The sequence below is a fragment of the Microlunatus panaciterrae genome (genome assembly GCF_016907535.1).
GTDB lineage: Bacteria > Actinomycetota > Actinomycetes > Propionibacteriales > Propionibacteriaceae > Microlunatus > Microlunatus panaciterrae.
On record NZ_JAFBCF010000001.1, the window covers coordinates 2,924,779 to 2,943,600 of the forward strand.

Here is an 18,822-nt window from a genome sequence, read left to right on the forward strand (position 1 = left end):
TGACAGGGCCGTCGGCGCTAAGGTCGCCGGGTGACGAATCACCTGAAGGAGCTGCTCGGCGGCGTCGGCCTGCTGCCGCGCGGTCTCGGGCTGGTCGTCCGGCGACCGCGGCTCTTCCTGTGGGGGGCGCTGCCGCCGCTGATCACCTCGATCGTGTTCCTGGCCGCGCTGGTGGCGCTCGCGACCCAGATCGAGCCGATCACCGCCTGGCTGACGCCGTTCGCCGCCGGCTGGAGCCGGGACCTGGCCACAGTGGTCCGGGTACTGGTCGGGGCCGCGCTGATCGGTGGATCGGTGCTGGTGATGGTGATCTCGTTCACCGCGATCACGCTGGCGGTCGGGTCCCCGCTGTACGACAAGATCGCCGAGTCGGTGGAGGACGAGCTGGGTGACGCCCCCATCCCGACGCCGGAGCCGACCACCACCTCCCTGGCCCGCAGCGTCCGGCAGTCGGTTGCCTTCATCGCCGTCTCGCTGCTGGGCAGTGTGGCGCTGTTCCTCACCGGGTTCGTCCCGCTGGTGGGTCAGCTGGCGGCGCCGGTGCTGTCGGCGGTGTTCGGCGGCTGGATGCTGTGCACCGAGCTCATCGGCACCGCGTTCGAACGCCGCGGTCTCCTCCAGCTGTCCCAGCGGCGGGCGGCGATGCGCCGCAACCGGGCCCGGGTGCTGGGTTTCGCGGTGCCGACCTTCCTGCTGCTGGCGGTGCCCTTCGCCGCGGTGGTGGTCTTCCCGGCGGCCGCCGCAGCCGGGACCCTGCTGGCCCGCGACCTGCTGGCCAATGACCGGCATCCCGACAGGCCGGCTGCGCGCCGCTGAGAGCATGCTCCACCGGGAGCTGCAGAGGGCCGGTCACGCCTCAGGGCACAGTTGTGCACCAACTGCCTCAGGGTCTGTTGTCCGTGCCGAGGCCGTGCCACCATTGAGTAGCGGACCGGTAGCCCTGAACGTCCTATCCCCCGAGGACCTGCGGACTACCGGCCCCCACACGTCCCGGGGCCCTGCGGCAGGTCAGGCCGTCCAGCCGAGCCAGTGCTCGCCTGCGCTGATGACGGCGAACCACAGGGCCACCAGGATGAACGGCATCGCCAGCACCAGGTAGGGCAGTGATCGGCGTAGCAGCAGGCAGCAGACGAACGCCGCCGCCCAGAGCACCAGCAGGCAGATGACCGCCCAGCCGGGCGCCACCAGCCCGGACACCGCGTACAGCAGCAGCGGCCCCAGCATCAGCACCAGGCCCAGCCATGGCGCGACGGTGCGGGCACGCCGTGCAAACGACCCCTCGGACATGCCCCGATTATGCTGCCGGGTCGGGGCAATGGCGAGGTGACACTCAGCCGCCGACCGGCCGGGAAGGCAGCGGGCCGGTCCGGGGCGGGGTGGTGCTGCCCCGACGCCGAAACTGCGGGGTCGAGTCCAGATGGGCCGCCGGCGGAGCTCCCTCCAGAACGGCGAACAACCGCCGCGCCACGTGCGCGCCGAAAGCGACCACGTCGTGGCTCATGGCCGACAGCTGGGGGTGGGTGATCGAGCAGAGCGGCGAGTCGTCCCAGGCCAGCAGGGTCACGTCGTCGGGCACCTCGATTCCCAGCTCGGACAGCGCCGCCAGACTGGCGATCGCCATCAGGTCGTTGTCGAACAGGATCGCGGTCGGGGCGCCGTCGCGCAGCACCAGCTCCCGGGTGGCGCGTTTGCCCTCCTCGCCGGAGAAGTCCGCGTGCAGGATCGTCCCCTGGACGCCGGCCCGCTCGACGGCGAGCCCGAACGCCTCGTCCCGGATGGCGACGTGGGCGAAGTCGGAGATGCCCGCCACCCGCGCCAGCCGGCGATGGCCCAGCTCGACCAGATGAGCGACCGCCTCGGCCATCGCGGTCCGGTCATCGGTCCAGACGCAGGTGTGGCCCGGCACCACGGAGGGGTCGCCGACGAACACCGCTGGGATCTCCAACCGGTCGAGCAGGGCCAGCCGCGGGTCGTCCACCCGCAGGTCGACCACCACCACGGCATCCACCCGGCGCTCCGAGGACCATTTGCGGTAGGTCTCCAGCTCCACCTCGAGACTCGGCGTCACCTGCAGCAGCAGCGCATAGGAGCGGTCGCCCAGCTCGCTCTCCAGCCCGGCGACGAACTCCATGTAGAACGGCTCCAGGCCGAGGGTGCGGGCGTCCCGGGCCAGGATCAGTCCGAAGGTGTCGGTGCGCGATCCCGACAGCAGCCGGGCGGTCCGGTTCGGCGCCCAGCCCAGCTCCCTAGCGACTGTCAGAATGCGCTCCCTGGTGGCCTCGGAGACCCCTGGTCGGCCGTTCAGCGCGTACGAGACGGCACCCTTGGACACACCGGTGCGGCGGGCGATCTCGTTGATCGTGATCCGTGGCATCCTGGCCGCCTCATATCCCGAAACCGATTGTTGCCCTCACCGTACTGCATCGCTACTGAACCGGTTCGCTAGAGTGCGTCACAGAGTGGGACGTCGCTGTTCATGGACCGCACGCTGTGGAAGGGTTGAATCCGCAGAGAGGGTTCGGGCGTCAGCTGACCTGCCCGCATTTCTGCACCATCCACCGCTTCAAGGAGACATCATGCTCACTGCCAGCAACCTGTCGCTCCAGCTGTACACGGTTCGTAACGCCCTCGCCGAGGACCTGGACGGCACTCTCGGCCGGATCGCCGGTTTCGGTTACACCCAGGTGGAGCCGTTCGCGTTCCTCGACTTCGCCGACGGTCTCGCGACCGGCTTCGCGAAGTACGGGCTGTCGGCGCCGAGCACCCACGTCGGGCTGCTGAAGGCTGACGAGGCCGGGCAGGAGACGATCTTCGCCGCCGCCAAGGACCTCGGCATCACGACCGTCATCGACCCGCACACCGACCCGGCACGCTGGCAGACCGCCGAGGGCATCAAGGAGATCGCCGACGGCCTCAACACCGCCGCCGAGCGCGCTGCGGCTCACGGCCTGACGGTGGGCTACCACAACCACGCCTTCGAACTGGAGTCGATGATCGACGGCCAGCACGGGCTGGAGGTGCTGGCGGCGCACCTGGCGCCGGAGGTCGTGCTCGAGGTCGACACCTACTGGGCGTTCGCCGGCGGCGCCAACGTCCCCGCCTTGCTGCGCCGGCTCGGCGACCGGGTGTACGCGCTGCACATCAAGGACGGCGACGGGTCGATGGACAACAAGAAGCAGGTCGGGGTCGGCGACGGCAGCCTGCCGGTCTGGGACTTCATCGAGGCCGCTCCGAGCATGAAGCTCGGCGTCGTCGAGCTGGACGACACCTCCGGTGACGTGTTCGAGTGCGTCGAGCGCAGCTTCGCCTACCTGACTGCCGGAAAGGCCGCGTGATCATGGCGAAGACCGGACCGGTCGGCGTCGGCATCATCGGTGCCGGTGTCATCAGCAAGACCTACCTGGAGAACCTGAACAGCTTCGCCGACACCAGAGTCGTGGCCATCGGTGACATCGTCACAGAGGCCGCCGAGTCGCGGGCCAAGGAGTTCGACGTCCCCGCCTACGGTGCGATCGATGCTGTCCTCAAGAACGACGACGTCGAGATCGTCGTCAACCTGACCACCCCGGCGGCGCATGTCGAGGTGGCCACCGCCGCGATCCTGGCCGGCAAGCATGTCTGGAACGAGAAGCCGTTGTCGCTGGACCGGGAGTCCGGCGGCAAGCTGCTGGCAGCGGCCGAGTCGGCCGGCCTCCGGGTCGGGTGTGCGCCGGACACCTTCCTCGGTGCCGGGCTGCAGTCCGCCCGCAAGATCATCGACAGCGGCGCGATCGGCACCCCGTTGACAGCGCTGGTGCTGATGCAGAGCCCGGGCCCGGAGTCCTGGCATCCGAACCCGGCCTTCCTTTTCCAGGAGGGTGCCGGCCCGCTGTTCGACATCGGCCCGTACTACCTGACGGCACTGGTGCAGTCGTTCGGTCCGGTTGCCTCGATCGCGTCACTGGGCTCGAAGTCGCGCGAGCAGCGGGTGATCGGCTCCGGCCCCAAGGCGGGCGAGAAGTTCGACGTGACGGTGCCGACCCATGTCGGCAGTCTGGCCCGGTTCGAGAGCGGGCAGTCGTTCCAGAGCATCTTCAGCTTCGACTCGGCGGTCCGACGGACCCTGCTGGAGATCAACGGGACCGAGGGCACCTTGCTGATGCCGGACCCGAACACCTTTGCCGGCGAGATCAAGGTGCGCCGTCCTGCCGGTGAGGACTGGGAGCTGCTGGAGACGACCACCGAGCTGTCGTCGCGCGGCACCGGCGTCCTGGACATGGCCCGCGCCATTCGGGAGGACCGCCCGCACCGGGCGCAGGGTGCGTTGGCCTACCACGTGCTCGACATCATGGTGTCGGCCAGCGAGTCGATGGAGACGAGCGAGTTCGTCAAGGTGCAGAGCACCGTCGAACGCGCCGAGCCACTGCCGGACGACTGGGATCCGAAGGCGGCGACTGTCTAGTGACGGTTCTGCTGGACGCGCAGTCGACGTTCCTCTTCACCGGGGACAGCGTCACCGACTGCGGTCGCCGCGAGGATGTGGACCGACAGCTCGGGCACGGGTACGTACGGGTGCTGACCAGCCTCTGGTCCGAGGCGGCCCCGACCGTGATCAACACCGGGATCGGCGGCAACCGCGCCGTCGACCTGCAGGGGCGTCTCCAGAGCGACGTACTTGATCATCGTCCCGACCTGGTGTCGATCTTGATCGGGATCAATGACACCTGGCGGCGCTACGACAGCGATGACCCGACCACGGTGGAGTCCTACGAGAGCTCCTACCGTGCGATTCTGCAGCAGGTGGCCGCCCAAGGGTCGCAGCTCGTGCTGATCGAGCCGTTCCTGCTCGCCATCGATGATGATCAACACGGCTGGCGGGAGGACCTCGATCCGAAGATCGAAGCCGTCCATCGGCTCGCATCCGAGTTCTCAGCCATTCTGGTGCCAGCCGACACCGAGCTGAACAGGATCGCCAAGAAGGGTGGTCCGGCGGCGTTGGCGGCCGACGGCGTGCATCCCACTCCGCTAGGCCACGTGGAGCTGGCCCAGCTGTGGCACCGCACGGTGATCAAGGAGGCCGGCTAGCGGCCGACCCTCTGCACGCGACAGTCGAAGGAGCCCCTCCACCCAGCCGACCGGCCGGGTGGAGGGGCTCCTTCGTATCGCGGTGGCTAGCCGGCGACGACGTCGTTGACGCTACGCAGCACCGGCTTGCCGACCAGGGCTTGTGCGTCCAGGTCCGCGCCGCTCACCGTGAAGGTGTGGCTCTCGCCCGGCAGCAGCGTGACCAGCCCGCTGTCGACCCGGGCCGCGGCATCCAGCCGGTCCGGGAACAACGCCAGGTCCTTGACCAGGGCGTTGGCCGCCACCGTCACCTGGAAGCCGTCAGGGCCGCGGCTGACACTGACGTCGGCGGCCGAGCCGATCGGCGTCAGCTGCAGTGCGGTGTCCTCGACGAAGTACCAGAAGGCCGGCGCAATCCCGTCGGCGACGGCGACGACGTACTCGGCGCTGTCCTCGGTGGGCGTGATGACCGCCTCGTCCAGGGCGATGGTGACCGCGCTCCGCGGGGCGACGTCGAGCGGCACCACCTGGCTGGCCAGGACCTGGCCGCCGGCGCCCGTCCCACGCCGACTGACGACCAGGTCGCCTGTCCAGCCGTCGGCGGAGTCGTTGTGGGCGATCAGCGTCGGCACCCCGTCCCGCGGCTGGATAGTCACCAGCCGCTCGGCGTAGACCCGGCGCAGGGCGTGCCACAACGGCTTGCGGATCCCGTCGGCGTCGACCGCAGCCCAGCTCACCACCGGCCAGTTGTCGTTCAACTGCCAGATGATCGCGCCCTGGTTGAGCGGGAAGTGGCTGCGCAGATGCTCGATCCCGTAGGCCACCGCACGAGCCTGGTTGAGCTGGGTCAACCAGTGCCAGTCGTCCATGTCGGCGACGCCGTCGACAGTGGACCACTTGGGAAGATGATCACCGAGACCTCGCTCCAGCTTGGCGTTGCCGTCGGCCGCCTTCTGGTGCACCAGCATCTGCGGACCGTAGGGGTCGAGCGGCTGGTCGTGGACCACCCGGGTCAGCGTCGACCAGGCCGCCGGGCCCTGGAAGCCGAACTCGGAGGCGAACCGGGCGGGGTAGTCGCGGTAGTGGCTGTAGTCCTTCTGGTTCCAGACGTCCCAGATGTGCATCGTGCCGCTGCGCGGATCGTTGGGGTGGTGGTACTTGGCGTAGGAGAACGGGCTGCCGGGGGAGTAGGACGTCCGTGGGTCGAGCTCTGCGACCAGGGCGGGCAGCAGCTCGGTGTAGTAGCCGTCGCCCCAGCTGCGGCCGGCCAGCGGTGCCAGCCAGTTCCACTCCACATAGCCCCAGATGTTCTCGTTGCAGCCGTTCCACAGCGCCAGGCTCGCGTGCCGGCTGAGCCTGGTGATCGCCTGTCGCGCCTCGGCCTCCACCTCGCTGCGCAACGGCTCGTCCTCGCTGTAGGTGGCGCAGGCGAACAGGAAGTCCTGCCACACCAGCACACCGAGCTCGTCGCAGGTGTTGTAGAAGTCCTCGCTCTCGTACAGCCCGCCACCCCAGATCCGGAGCATGTTCATCCCCGCCTCGACCGCCTCGCGGATCCCAGCGGTGTACTTCTCGGCGGTGATCCGGGTGACGAAGGCGTCGTCTGGGATCCAGTTGGCGCCCTTGATGTAGACCGGTTCGCCGTTGACGACGAAGACGAAGCCGACGCCGGTGCTGTCCGGCTCGGTCCGCAGTTCGATGGTGCGGAAACCGACCCGACCCTGCCAGCCGTCGAGGTCGTCCCCGCCGGAGTGGAGGCCGACGGCCACGTCGTAGAGGTGCGGGGTGCCGTGGCTGCTAGGCCACCACTGGTCGACCTGCTCGACCTTCGCGGTCAACACGACCGACCGCTGACCGGCCGGGACCTGGGCGGAGGCGGTGTTGCCGCCGACCTCGACAGTCACTGAGAGCGGCCCGGAGGTGGCGGGATCCTGCCAGTCGAGGTCGACATGGGTCTCGAGGATCCCGTCCGTACCGTCCAGTGAGGCCAGCGGGCGGACCGCGGCGATCCGCACCCCACTCCAGGACTCGATCCCGATCGACTTCCAGATCCCGACCCCGGCCACGTCCGGACCCCAGTCCCAGCCGTAGTTGCTGGCCATCTTGCGGATCGCGTTGAACGGGTGCTGGTTGCCCACCTGGGGCCGCGGTCCGATCTCCTCGGACAGCCGCTCGGCTGCCGTGACGGGAGCCTCGAAGTCGATCACCAGCTCGTTGTCTCCGTCCACCAGCAGGTCGGTCACGTCGAAGCGATAGCTCCGGTGCTGGTTGGCGGTCCGCGCGACCTCGGTGCCGTTGAGCCGGATGGTCGCCACGGTGTCCAACCCGTCGGCGACCAGGTCGTGACGCTGTTCGTTGCCGCGGCTGAAGGCGAAGGTGGTCCGGTAGGTCCAGTCCGTACGACCGATCCAGGAGAGCAGGCTCTCGTTGTCGCCGTCGAACGGGTCTGGGATGGCGTTCGCCGCCATCAGGTCGCAATACACCTCGCCAGGAACGGTGGCCTCGGTCGGTGTCGTGGCCAGGCTCGACCAGGTGTCCGGCACGGTGCCGGACGAGGTGGCGAGCACGGTCCAAGCGGCACCGGCCGCCGTGGTCAGGGAGCTGGTGCGGATCTTCTGGGAGCTGTTCACAGTTCGGTCCTTCGTCGGGCACGCGGGTTGCTCGTGCAGTTCGGGTTGCCCGGCACTTTACCGGTTCAGTAGCCGAACAGTGAAGCCGTTCGGTCGTTCTTCCCGCGGGTCAGGACCGCAGCTCCGTGTGGGTTACTGGCCGGTAGCAAGCCGCGTTACCCTGGGTGCGTGACCGACTTCACCGATCTCTACACCCCCACCGAGGAGCACCGGGCCTTCCGAGCGGCGGTGCGTGAGGTGTGCGAAGCCAAGGTGGCCCCGAACGCGGCCGAGGCCGACGAGACCGGGGAGTTCCCCAAGGCCTCCTACGAGGCGCTGCGGGCGGCGGACTTCCACGCCCCCCACATCCCGGAGGAGTATGACGGCGTCGGTGCCGATGCGCTGGCCACCGTGATCGTGATCGAAGAGGTGGCCCGGGCCTGCGCCGCCAGCTCACTCATCCCGGCGGTCAACAAGCTCGGAACCCTGCCGATCATCCTGGCCGGTTCGGCCGAGCTCAGGCAGAAGTATCTTCCACCGGTGGCGAGCGGGGACGCCATGTTCTCCTACTGCCTGTCCGAACCGGAGGCGGGCTCGGACGCCGTGTCGATGACCACCCGCGCCGTCGCCGACGGTGACGGCTACCTGCTGAACGGGGTGAAGCGCTGGATCACCAACGCCGGCCTCTCGGACTTCTACACCGTCTTCGCCGTCACCGACCCCGGAGCACGGTCCAAGGGGATCAGCGCCTTCGTGGTCGAGAAGGCCGACGACGGGGTCTCGTTCGGTGCCCCGGAGAAGAAGCTCGGCATCAAGGGCTCTCCGACCCGCGAGGTGTACTTCGACAACGTCCGCATTCCGGCCGACCGGATGATCGGCGCTCCGGGCACGGGGTTCGGTACGGCGATGCGGACCCTCGACCACACCCGGGTCACCATCGCCGCGCAGGCGGTCGGGATCGCGCAGGGCGCGCTGGACTATGCCCTCGGCTACGTTCAGGAGCGCAAGCAGTTCGGCAAGGCGATCGCCGAGTTCCAGGGTCTGCAGTTCATGCTCGCCGACATGGGGATGAAGCTCGAGGCGGCCCGCCAGCTGACCTACGCCGCCGCCGCCAAGTCGCAGCGCGGCGATGCCGACCTGACCTACTTCGGCGCCGCCGCCAAGTGCTTCGCCTCCGATGTGGCGATGGAGATCACCACCGATGCGGTCCAGCTGCTCGGTGGCTATGGCTACACCCGCGACTACCCGGTCGAGCGGATGATGCGGGACGCCAAGATCACCCAGATCTACGAGGGCACCAACCAGGTCCAGCGAATCGTGATGGCCCGTCAGCTGCTGGCCGGACTGCCGACGAACTAGTCCCGCCCCTGAAGCGCGTCCCACCGTTCGCGGTACGCCCGTGACCCCCGTCCGGCCGTTCGCGTTTCGCTTCACGCGCGTCTGGCCGTTCGCGTTTTGCGTTACGCGCGTCCGAGCGTTGGCGTTTCGCGTTACGCGCGTCTGGCCGTTCGCAGTACGCCCGTTCGCTCGCGACGCGGGTGCGTCCCCCGTGCGCGCTCCACCTCACCCGGTCGAAAACTCGACAGAACGCGACTTTTGCGGGCCTTTGGGGCCAGAACGGCGATGGAACTCGCGTTCTGATGAGTTTTCGACCGAGCGGGACAGGCCGGGCTGCCTGATTGCGCCTGGGGCGCCGTCCACCCACCTCACCCGGTCGAAAACTCGACAGAACGCGACTTTTGCGGGCTATTGGGGCCAGAACGGCGATGGAACTCGCGTTCTGATGAGTTTTCGACCGAGCGGGACAGGCCGGGCTGCCTGATCGCGTCTGGGGCGCCGTCCACCCACCTCGCCCGGTCGAAAACTCGACAGAACGCGACTTTTGCGGGCCTTTGAGGCCAAAACGGCGATGGAACTCGCGTTCTGATGAGTTTTCGTACGGGCGGGGCCGCGGAACGGGCGGGGCCGCCGTACGGACGGGGCCGCGGGAGGGGCGGGACAGGGAACGGGCGGGACAGGGAACGGACGGGACCGCGGTAAGGGCGGGACAGGGAACGGGACGGGGCCACCGGGCGACGGGCACAGGGCGACCGGCGCAAGGACCGGGCCACAGGGCCAGGGGCAGGACGGCGGTCCTAGGGCGACGGGCAGCGGGCGCCAGGGGCCGCAGCCGTCGCCTGCTCGGGACGCCTACTTCTTGGCGAACTTCTTCAAGTTCGAGGTGTCTCCGCGGGCGATGTCGCCGAACATCTCCTTCGCCTGCTGCTGGTCCCAGAGCACCGCCGACCCTGCGGAGGTGGAGGCGTTCGGGTCCGAGATCGGCACCGTCAGGGTCAGCCCCGTGCCGTTCGACACCTTCCGCATCCCCAGCGCCAGGGTGACCAGCTGGCGGGCCGAGGTCTTCTCGCCGAGCGTCACCGACTCTGCTGCGGCGTTGTTCAGCTGCCAGTACCGGACGGGGTTGAGCACTGAGGCGGGGGAGGCACCCTTCTTCACCATGGCCGACAGCATCGCCCGCTGGCGCTCCACCCGCCCGAGGTCGCCGCGCGGGTCGGCCTTGCGCATCCGCACGTAGCCCAGCGCGTCGGCACCGGCCAGGTTGTGGCAACCCTTCTTCAGGTTGAGATGGGAGTCCTTGTCCTTGATCGCCTTGGGCAGGCACATCCGGATGCCACCGAGCGCGTCGATGACGTTGACGAAACCACCGAAGCCAACCTCCACGTAGCCGTCGACCCGCAGACCCGTGTTCTGCTCCACGGTGTTGACCAGCAGCTTCGGGCCACCGAAGGAGTAGGCGGCGTTGATCTTGTTCCGGCCGTTGTCCGGGATCGGTACGAACGAGTCGCGGGGGATGGAGATCAGCACGGGGTCACCACCGACCGGGACGTACATCAGCATGATGGTGTCGGTGCGCCCGCCCGCGGTTCTGCCGGTGCCGAGCTTCTTGCGCTCCGCCTTGGTCAGGCCCTCCCGCGAGTCCGATCCCACCAGCAGGATCGTGGTGCCGGGCTGGTCGGGGGGCCGGGCGCCGTCGGGTGCCTCGTCGACCCGGCTGACCTTGCTCCAGGCGTACACCGGGACGGCGACCAGACCCACCACGAAGACGAGCAGCAGGATGCCGAGGGCCCGGAAGGTGGTGCGGACCGGGTGGCGCCGCTTGCCCGGCGTGGGAACGGGCACCCCACCGCCTCCGGGCGGCGGGCCCTGTGGAGGGAGGCCACCGCCGCCCTGCCAGCCCCCGCTCCGCGGACCCTGCTGAGGAGGCCGGGACGCAGCCGGACCAGGCTGCTGTGTGTGTCGGGGGTCACGTACCGGCGGCTGGACCGCCGTCGACGGCCCCGCCGCAGCCTCATCGGCCGGCATCGGCGGCAGCACCCGGGTGTGCTCCGGCTCGTTGTTCTCCGGCTCTGGACGGCGATAGAGCCAGTCGAGGTCGTCGTTTCGGCTGGTGGCCATGGATCGAGACTTTACCCGCCCTAAACCAGTCGGTGCCCGGCGTGGCGGACCCAGCCGGGCCAAAACCGGCAGACATACTGACGAAGGTCTCCCCGGAGATCCCTTCCCCCATCGCACGTCGAAAGGCCCCAGGTGTCGCAACGCGCCGTGGATGCACGCGCTGCCGGATCAGCGCCGCATGCCGCCCAGGATCGCAGTGCCCAGCACCGCAGCGACCGGATCAAGCTCCGGCGCGCTCTGACCTACCTCGGGATGACCCTGGTGCTCCCCGGCTCGGCCCAGCTGTCGGCTGGCAACGCGCGGCTGGGTCGGCTGGCGCTCCGGGTCTGGGCCGGGCTGTGGACGGTCGCTGTGCTGTTCGGGGTGCTGGCGCTGACCTGGCGCAGTGGCGCGGTGGGGCTGCTGACCTTCCCGCCGACACTGCGCGTGCTCCAGGTGTGCCTGATCGCCCTCGGCATCGGCTGGGGTGCGCTGCTGCTGGACGCCTGGCGGATCGCCCGGCCACCCGAGCTGGCCCGGCAGCACCGCCTCGGTTTCGCGGTCCTCAACCTGGCCCTGGTCGGTCTGGTCGTCGGCGGCCTGCTCGCCGGCGCCTCGATCGTGTCGTCCCAGCGGGATTTCATGGCCAGTGTCTTCGCCGGCGGCGGCGACAAACACGCCAAGGACGGCCGGATCAACGTGCTGCTGCTGGGCGGCGACGCCGGTAAGACCCGGGTCGGGCTCCGGCCCGACAGCCTCACCGTCGCCAGCATCGACGCCGAGACCGGCCGGACCGTCCTGCTGAGCCTGCCCCGCAACATGGAGGACGTACCGTTCCCCGCCTACTCGCCGCTGCACAAGGTGTTCCCCAAGGGCTACACCTGCGCCGACCACTCCTGCATGCTGAACGCTGTCTACACCTACGCCAGCGAGCACAAGGACCTCTACCCCGGAGTCAAGGACCCGGGCGTGCAGGCCACCAAGGAGGCGGTCGAGGGAGTCACCGGCCTGAAGGTGAACTACTACGCCATGATCGACCTGAAGGGCTTCCAGTCGCTGATCGACGCCGTTGGCGGCATCACCCTCGACATCAACAAGCGGATCCCCATCGGGGGTGGGTCGACCGAGGTGAAGCACTACATCGAGCCCGGCAAGGGCGTGAAACTGGACGGCTTCCACGCGCTGTGGTTCGCGCGTTCCCGGCACGACTCGTCCGACTACGAGCGGATGGTACGGCAGAAGTGCGTGATGAACGCCATGCTCAACCAGCTCGACCCGATGACCGTGCTGACCAAGTTCAACCAGATCGCTGCCGCCGGCAAGGAGATCGTCGAGACCGACGTTCCCAGCTCCGAGATCAGCACCCTGATGGACCTGGCCCTCAAGGCGCGACAACTGCCCGTCTCCAGCGTCGCCTTCGTGCCGCCGCTGGTCTATCCGGGCAATCCCAAGTTCGACGTGGTCCGGGCCACGGTGCAGAAGAAGATCGTTCAATCCGAGGCCGCCGACAGCGGCGAGCCGACCACCCAGCCCAAGGCCAAGCCGGCCGGCGCCACCAGCGCACCCAGCGGCTCCGCCGACTCTACCCCCGCCACCAAGCCGACGAAGAAGAGCGCGGAGTCGACTGCCAGCGACGCTCCCTACTCCGGGTCCGAGACCAGCGACCTCGAGAATGTCTGCCACGCCTCCTGACGTGCAGCCGAGGCTCCAGAGCCGGCTCAGGGCAGAATGTCGGCCATGACCTCGACCTCCTCGCGGCCCGCCGAGAGCTCTGACTCTCCGACGACGATGCCGCCGGTCAGTGTGGTGATGCCGGTTCTCAACGAGGAACGGCACCTGGCCGCGGCCGTCGGTCGGGTGCTCGACCAGCACTACCCGGGTGAGCTGGAGGTGATCATGGCGGTCGGCCCCAGCTCGGACCGGACCGCGGAGATCGCCGCCGGGCTGGCCGCAGCCGACCCTCGGCTGCGGGTGGTCGAGAACCCCGCCGGCCGGACCCCGCACGCCCTGAACCTGGCCATCGCGGCGGCCAGTCACGACATCATCGTCCGGGTCGACGGGCACGGCGAGCTCACCGACGGCTACATCGAGCGGGCGGTCCAGCTGCTGGGGCGGACCGGCGCGGCCAACGTCGGGGGAGTGATGGACGCTCAGGGCCAGTCCCCGTTCGAAGAGGCGGTCGCCTGTGCCTACACCAGCCGGCTCGGGCTCGGCGGCTCGACCTTCCACCACGAGGACAGCCCGGAGGGCCCGGCCGACACGGTCTTCCTCGGGGTCTTCCGCAAGGAGGCGCTGACCAGGGTCGGCGGCTTCGACGAGACGATGCACAGGGCGCAGGACTGGGAGCTGAACTACCGGCTGCGACGCGGCGGAGAGACGGTGTGGTTCTCGCCGGAGCTGAAGGTCACCTACCGGCCGCGGTCGAGTCTGAAGGCTCTCGTCTCGCAGTTCTACGAAACCGGGAAGTGGCGTCGCGAGGTGGTCCGGCGCTATCCCGAGACGGCGGGCAGCCGCTATCTGGCTCCTCCGGTGATGGTGGTGGGTGTCGGCGTCGGTACGTTGGCCGGTCTGCTCGGCACGGTGCTGGGCAGGTCGTGGCTGAGGCTGGGACTGCTGGCGCCGCTGGGCTACCTGGTGCTGGTCGTACTCGGCGCCGCCACGGCCCGCCGCACGCTGAGCCCGGCTGCCCGAGCGCGGCTGCCGCTGGTCTATGCAGCCATGCACTTCGCCTGGGGCCTGGGCTTCCTCGTCGGCCTGCCGCAAGGGCTGCGCCGGCCGCCTCCACCGCGTCGCGCCGGCTGAACGAGTCTGCCCGCCGGGACCACCCAGGCCGTGATCAAGTTGTGTCCAGGCGGCACTATCGGGCCGCCGTCAGGGGTCCCTACTGTGAGCGCATAGCGCGCACATCGACCAGGGATCGCCGCGCACAGGGTTTGGGGGATCAATGTTGTCTGGGGGATCAGGCTTGTCCGAGCGATCAGGGCGAGCACGACGACTTCTACGCACTCTCGCGGTGGCGACCGCGCTCACCTTGGCGACCGGGTCGGCCCTGCTGTCCGCGCCCACCGCCACCGCACTGACCGGATCGGCGAAGACCTCGAAGGTGGAGGCCAGACGCGTCGACTCGGTCAAGACCCCGCGCTTGGGCTGGTACACCTGCTACTCCTATGCCCAGTGCGCCATCGTCAAGCTTCCCCGCGACTACGACCACCCCAACGGGACCAAGGTCGAGGTGGCCCTGCTGCGGGTGAAGGCCCGTGACCAGCGGCACAAGATCGGCAGCCTCTTCGTCAACCCCGGCGGTCCCGGTGGTTCGGCCACCGAGCTCGCCTACAACGCACCTTCGTTCCTGGGCAGCGACATCCTGGACCGCTTCGACATTGTGGGGATGGACCCGCGGGGGACCAACTTCAGCGACCAGGTCGCCTGTTTCCCCGACGCCGGCAAGCAGGCGACGGTGCTGGCCGACCTGTCGATTCCATTCCCCGTGACCTCAGCCGAGGAGCACGCCTTCATCCGCGGGTCGAAGCGGCTGGGCCGCGCCTGCTCCAGCGCCGGCCGACCGCTCTCGGCCTCGATGTCCACTGCCGAGGTGGCCCGCGATATGGACGTGATCAGGAGGGCGGTCGGCGACAGGCGGCTGACCTATCTCGGCTTCTCTTACGGCACCTACCTTGGCCAGGTCTACGCCAACCTGTTCCCCGACCGGGTGCGCGCGCTGGCTATCGACGGCGTGGTCGACCCGGTCGCCTGGGCGGGCACCCGCAGCACCCGGAACCGGCCGGAGACCGACCGGATCCGCTCCGCCGACGGCGCGACCAAGGCGCTGCACGAGATCCTGGTGCGCTGCGACCGGGCTGGTGGGACGCGCTGCAGCTTCGCCCCCGGCAACCCGGTGGCCAACTTCGACCTGATCGCCCGCCGGCTGAGAAGCAAGCCGCTGGTGGAGACCGATCCGTTCACCGGGGAGGTGTTCCGGTTCGGCTACGCCGAGCTGGTCTCGTCCGTCCTCGGAATGCTGTACGACCCGATGGGCTACGCCTACATCAGCGACATGCTGTCGCAGTTGATCATCATGACCGAGCCGCCGGCGGCGACGGCGAAGGCCGCGTCGGTCCGGAAGGCCGCAGCGAAACGCAGAGCCACGGCCACCCGGCGGTTGGTCAAGATCCTCGACCGGCAACGCCAACAGGCCAAGCCCAGGCAGATCGACCCGGGTCGGACCCTGACCTCGCGCTTCGGCTTCCCGTACGACAACTCGCTGGAGGCGTTCACGACGGTGCTGTGCACCGACTCGGTCAACCCGATCAGCGCCGAGTCCTGGCCGGCAGCGGCCGACGCCGCCGATCGGCGGGCCAAATACTTCGGTCGCGCCTGGATCTGGTCATCGGCTCCGTGTGCCCGGCGCACCTGGACAGCAGGAGACGAGGACGGCTATCACGGACCGTTCAACCGTGCCACCCTCGGGCCAGTGCTGGTCGTCGGCAACCTGTGGGACCCGGCGACCAACTTCGCGGGCGCCCGCAAGGCGGCCGCGCTGCTGCCGAACAGCCGGCTGCTGACCAGCGACAGCTGGGGTCACACCGCCTACGGAACCTCCGCGTGCGTGACGACGGCGATGGAAAGCTTCCTGCTCAAGGTCCGACTGCCGGCCCGGGGCAAGCGCTGCGTCGGCGACATCCAGCCGTTCCGCGACGACACCGGCAACGGCAGCGGCTCGGTGCAGAGGCTCCTGCGGCCGGTCGGCCGCATCACCCCGCTGGGCGGCTGACCGGTCCGGTCCGCGCCGGCCTCTCGCGGGTCGAGTCGCGGGTTCAGCGCGGCTCAGGGGACCAGCGAGATCTCCAGCGAGTAGTGCGAAGCCCGGTAGACGTGGTGGCCCATCTCGACGAACCGCCCTGCGTCGTCGTAGACGGTGCGCTCGGCGGTGAGGCAGGCGGCCGGCTCGGTCTCGTCCAGCAACGTCGCCTCCTCTTCAGTCATCAGCCGGGCGCGGACCGACTGGTGCGCCACCCTAAGGTTGACGCCGCGGCTGCGCAGCGCCGCATACAAACCGGCGTTCTCGAGGATGCTCGCGGTCAGCTCGAACCGGACCGGGAGATAGTTGGTGAGGATCGCGATCGGAGTGCCGTCCGCGCTGCGGAGCCGGCGGACCTTGACGAACCTGCCATCGGGAGCGGACGTCAACAGGGTGGCCAGCACGTCCTCGTCGATGTCCTCGGAGAACTCCAGCAGCCGGGTGGACGGCTTCTTGCCCGTCTTCACCAGATCGTCGAAGAGGCTGCTGAGCTTCGTGTCCCGGCTGATCCGCGGATGCAGGACCTGAGTCCCGACCCCCCGCTTGCGGACCACCAGCCCCTTCCTGGTCAGCTCCTGGATCGCCTGCCGCGCCGTCGGCCGGGCCAGCCCCAGCCGGCTGGTCAGTGAGAGCTCATTCTCCAGCCGATCACCCGGCACCAGGTGCCCGTCGGTGATCGCCGCCTCGATCGCCTGGGCGAGCTGATGATAGAGCGGGACCGGACTGCTGCGGTCCAGCACCACGTCGATCTCCTTGGGTACGGTGCGATCCATGTCACAACTCTAGTGGGAGCTGACCGCACCACTAGAGCAACTATTGATATTTTGTCTGGACAAAATCTGGACAAACTCACCGGTTCGTCCTAACGTGTTGCCTGTCGTCTCATGGCCGGCAGCAGAGTTGATGGGGAATTCCACCCGGATCACACCTAGGAGAGCAGTGGGCAGCCATCCCGCTCTAGAAGTCCTGACCTTCGGTCGCAGCGGCGTCGACATCTACCCGCACCAGATCGGCGTGGGCCTCGAGGATGTCGAGACCTTCGGCAAGTTCCTCGGTGGCACGACGGCCAACGTCGCGGTGGCCGCGGCCCGGCTCGGACGCCGGGCGGCCATCATCACCGGCGTCGGAGACGACCCGTTCGGCCGCTTCGTGCGGCGGGCGCTTCGCGACCTCGGGGTGGACGACCGCCACGTGGTCGTCAACGCCGACTACCCGACGCCGGTCACCTTCTGCGAGATCTTCCCACCTGACGACTTCCCGTTGTGGTTCTACCGTCGGCCCACGGCGCCCGACCTGCAGGTCCGACCGGCCGACCTTGACCTGGATGCCGTTCGGGCTGCCGACCTGTTCTGGATCTCCACCACCGGGCTGAGCGAAGAGCCGAGTCGGGCCGCGCACTTCGCGGCTCTCGGGGCCAGGAACCGAAAGTCGTTCACTGTGCTCGACCTGGACTACCGGCCGATGTTCTGGGACTCACCGGCCGCTGCTGCCGAACAGATCCAGCACGCCCTGGCACAGGTGACGGTGGCAGTGGGGAACCGCGAGGAGTGCGAGGTCGCGGTCGGCGAGACCGACCCGGAACGGGCCGCCGACGCGCTGCTGGCCGCCGGCGTCGAGCTGGCCATCGTCAAGCAGGGGCCCCGGGGCGTACTGGCGAAGACCCGTGACGAACGCGTCGAGTCGCCGCCGATCCTGATCGCGCCGGTCAACGGTCTCGGCGCCGGCGACAGCTTCGGCGGTTCGCTGGCCCACGGGCTGTTGTCCGGCTGGTCGCTGGAGAAGGTGCTGCACCACGCCAACGCGGCCGGGGCGATCGTCGCCTCTCGACTGGAGTGCTCAACCGCCATGCCGACCCAGGCGGAGATCGAGTTGCTGCTCGCCGGCGGGGACCCCAACCAGGGCCGGCCCGAGTCCCGGTCGCACGGAGCCGTACTCGGGCTCAGGGACGGCGGCGCCGCATGACCGGCCTCGCGGCCGTGGACTTCGCCACCAGCGTCGCCGAGCTCAACGACATCAGGTTCTCCGAGCCGCAGCGGATCCGGAAGCTGCTGCTGGCCCGCAAGCGCCGCCCGGTGGTCCCGGCCGACGGCCGGTTGATGATCGTGGCCTGCGACCATCCGGCCCGAGGCGCGCTGGCCGCGGCGGGTCGACCGGACGCCATGGCCAGCCGGGTCGATCTGCTGGCCCGGCTGCAGACCGCCCTGTCCAGGCCCGGCGTGGACGGGCTGCTCGCCACCGCTGACATCGCCGAGGACCTGCTGCTGCTGGGGGCGTTGGAGGACAAGGTCGTCTTCGCCTCGCTGAACCGGGGCGGGCTGGCCGGATCCGTCTTCGAGCTGGACGACCGGATGACCGGTTACGACGTCCGCGGCACCATCGAGGCGTGCTTCGACGGGGCCAAGATGCTGGCCCGGATCGATCTCGCAGATCCGGCCACGGTGGCCACCCTGGATGCCTGCGGCCGCGCCGTTTCCGAGCTCAACCGTGCCGAGCTGGTGGCCCTGGTCGAGCCTTTCCTGTCCCGCCGGGTCGACGGCCGGGTGGTCAACGACCTGACCCCCGAGGCGGTGGTCAAATCCGTGCACATCGCCCAGGGGCTGGGCGCCTCGAGCGCCTACACCTGGCTGAAGTTGCCCGTCGTGGCGCAGATGGAACGGGTGATGGAGGCCACCACGCTGCCGACGCTGCTGCTCGGCGGGGACCCTGACGGCGCCCCCGACGAGACGTACGCCCAGTGGCGCGCGGCGCTGGCGCTGCCGTCCGTGCGTGGCCTGGTGGTCGGCCGCAGCCTGCTCTACCCGGCGGACGACGACGTCGCCGCCGCTGTCGACACGGCCGCGGGCCTGGTCCGGCAGGCCGGTCACGCGGCCGCACCGCAGAGGCCGGCCGCCGAGCCGCCCACCGACACGCACGGGCCCACTGGATCACCCGACCAGG

Annotated in this window: 14 protein-coding genes and 1 pseudogene; 10 read left to right on the forward strand and 5 right to left on the reverse strand. The window is 69.2% G+C overall.

Features of this window, described 5'->3' with window-relative positions; translation table 11 throughout:
• Positions 1–30 precede the first annotated feature (30 nt).
• Positions 31–816, forward strand: coding sequence for an EI24 domain-containing protein (locus JOE57_RS13395; protein WP_204918704.1), 786 nt, complete (start codon positions 31–33; stop codon positions 814–816).
• A 192-nt stretch (positions 817–1,008) separates the two neighbouring features.
• Here the strand turns inward: JOE57_RS13395 and JOE57_RS13400 are convergent, their stop codons facing one another.
• Together JOE57_RS13400 and JOE57_RS13405 are read right to left on the reverse strand one after the other, a co-directional pair.
• Positions 1,009–1,287, reverse strand: a complete 279-nt coding sequence (locus tag JOE57_RS13400; protein WP_204918706.1) for a hypothetical protein — start codon at positions 1,285–1,287, stop codon at positions 1,009–1,011.
• A gap of 43 nt (positions 1,288–1,330) precedes the next feature.
• Positions 1,331–2,374 (reverse strand): LacI family DNA-binding transcriptional regulator, encoded by a 1,044-nt coding sequence (locus JOE57_RS13405; protein ID WP_204918708.1) that lies wholly within the window; start codon positions 2,372–2,374, stop codon positions 1,331–1,333.
• A 202-nt stretch (positions 2,375–2,576) separates the two neighbouring features.
• On the opposite strand from JOE57_RS13405, the gene JOE57_RS13410 reads away from it, so the two are divergent.
• From JOE57_RS13410 to JOE57_RS13420, 3 genes are read left to right on the forward strand one after another with little or no spacing between them, the layout of a single operon-like run.
• Positions 2,577–3,335, forward strand: a complete 759-nt coding sequence (locus JOE57_RS13410; RefSeq protein ID WP_204918709.1) for a sugar phosphate isomerase/epimerase family protein — start codon at positions 2,577–2,579, stop codon at positions 3,333–3,335.
• Between the two features lie 2 nt (positions 3,336–3,337).
• Entirely contained in the window at positions 3,338–4,441 is a 1,104-nt protein-coding gene (locus JOE57_RS13415) for a Gfo/Idh/MocA family protein (RefSeq protein WP_204918710.1), read from the forward strand.
• Positions 4,441–5,064 (forward strand): GDSL-type esterase/lipase family protein, encoded by a 624-nt coding sequence (locus JOE57_RS13420; protein ID WP_204918711.1) that lies wholly within the window; start codon positions 4,441–4,443, stop codon positions 5,062–5,064. The genes JOE57_RS13415 and JOE57_RS13420 overlap by 1 nt, the downstream gene beginning before the upstream one ends.
• Before the next feature lie 86 nt (positions 5,065–5,150).
• Here JOE57_RS13420 and JOE57_RS13425 read toward each other — a convergent pair whose 3' ends face one another.
• Positions 5,151–7,673, reverse strand: coding sequence for a glycoside hydrolase family 2 protein (locus tag JOE57_RS13425; protein WP_338041309.1), 2,523 nt, complete (start codon positions 7,671–7,673; stop codon positions 5,151–5,153).
• A gap of 168 nt (positions 7,674–7,841) precedes the next feature.
• Here JOE57_RS13425 and JOE57_RS13430 point away from each other — a divergent pair, with 168 nt between their 5' ends.
• A complete protein-coding gene (locus JOE57_RS13430) occupies positions 7,842–9,011 on the forward strand; it encodes an acyl-CoA dehydrogenase family protein (RefSeq protein ID WP_204918713.1) in 1,170 nt (389 codons plus the stop codon).
• An 831-nt stretch (positions 9,012–9,842) separates the two neighbouring features.
• On the opposite strand, the gene JOE57_RS13435 is transcribed toward JOE57_RS13430, so the two are convergent.
• Complete coding sequence (locus JOE57_RS13435) at positions 9,843–11,108, reverse strand: LCP family protein (protein ID WP_204918715.1); 1,266 nt, start codon at positions 11,106–11,108, stop codon at positions 9,843–9,845.
• 147 nt (positions 11,109–11,255) lie between these two features.
• Between JOE57_RS13435 and JOE57_RS13440 the strand changes: the two genes are divergently transcribed.
• The 3 genes from JOE57_RS13440 to JOE57_RS13450 all read left to right on the forward strand — a co-directional run bounded on the left by JOE57_RS13440 (position 11,256) and on the right by JOE57_RS13450 (position 15,858).
• On the forward strand, positions 11,256–12,779 hold the full coding sequence (locus tag JOE57_RS13440) for an LCP family glycopolymer transferase (protein ID WP_204918717.1): 1,524 nt from the start codon (positions 11,256–11,258) through the stop codon (positions 12,777–12,779).
• 45 nt (positions 12,780–12,824) lie between these two features.
• A complete protein-coding gene (locus tag JOE57_RS13445; RefSeq protein ID WP_239578943.1) occupies positions 12,825–13,889 on the forward strand; it encodes a glycosyltransferase family 2 protein in 1,065 nt (354 codons plus the stop codon).
• Positions 13,890–14,100: 211 nt separating this feature from the next.
• Complete coding sequence (locus JOE57_RS13450; RefSeq protein WP_204918719.1) at positions 14,101–15,858, forward strand: alpha/beta fold hydrolase; 1,758 nt, start codon at positions 14,101–14,103, stop codon at positions 15,856–15,858.
• Positions 15,859–15,911: 53 nt separating this feature from the next.
• On the opposite strand, the gene JOE57_RS13455 is transcribed toward JOE57_RS13450, so the two are convergent.
• A complete protein-coding gene (locus tag JOE57_RS13455) occupies positions 15,912–16,658 on the reverse strand; it encodes a GntR family transcriptional regulator (RefSeq protein WP_204918721.1) in 747 nt (248 codons plus the stop codon).
• Between the two features lie 130 nt (positions 16,659–16,788).
• On the opposite strand from JOE57_RS13455, the gene iolC reads away from it, so the two are divergent.
• Entirely contained in the window at positions 16,789–17,847 is a 1,059-nt protein-coding gene (gene iolC, locus JOE57_RS13460; protein WP_204918723.1) for a 5-dehydro-2-deoxygluconokinase, read from the forward strand.
• Positions 17,844–18,734, forward strand: a pseudogene (locus JOE57_RS13465) (Cgl0159 family (beta/alpha)8-fold protein); the annotation flags it as partial. The gene iolC and the pseudogene JOE57_RS13465, both read left to right, overlap by 4 nt.
• Positions 18,735–18,822: the final 88 nt, after the last annotated feature.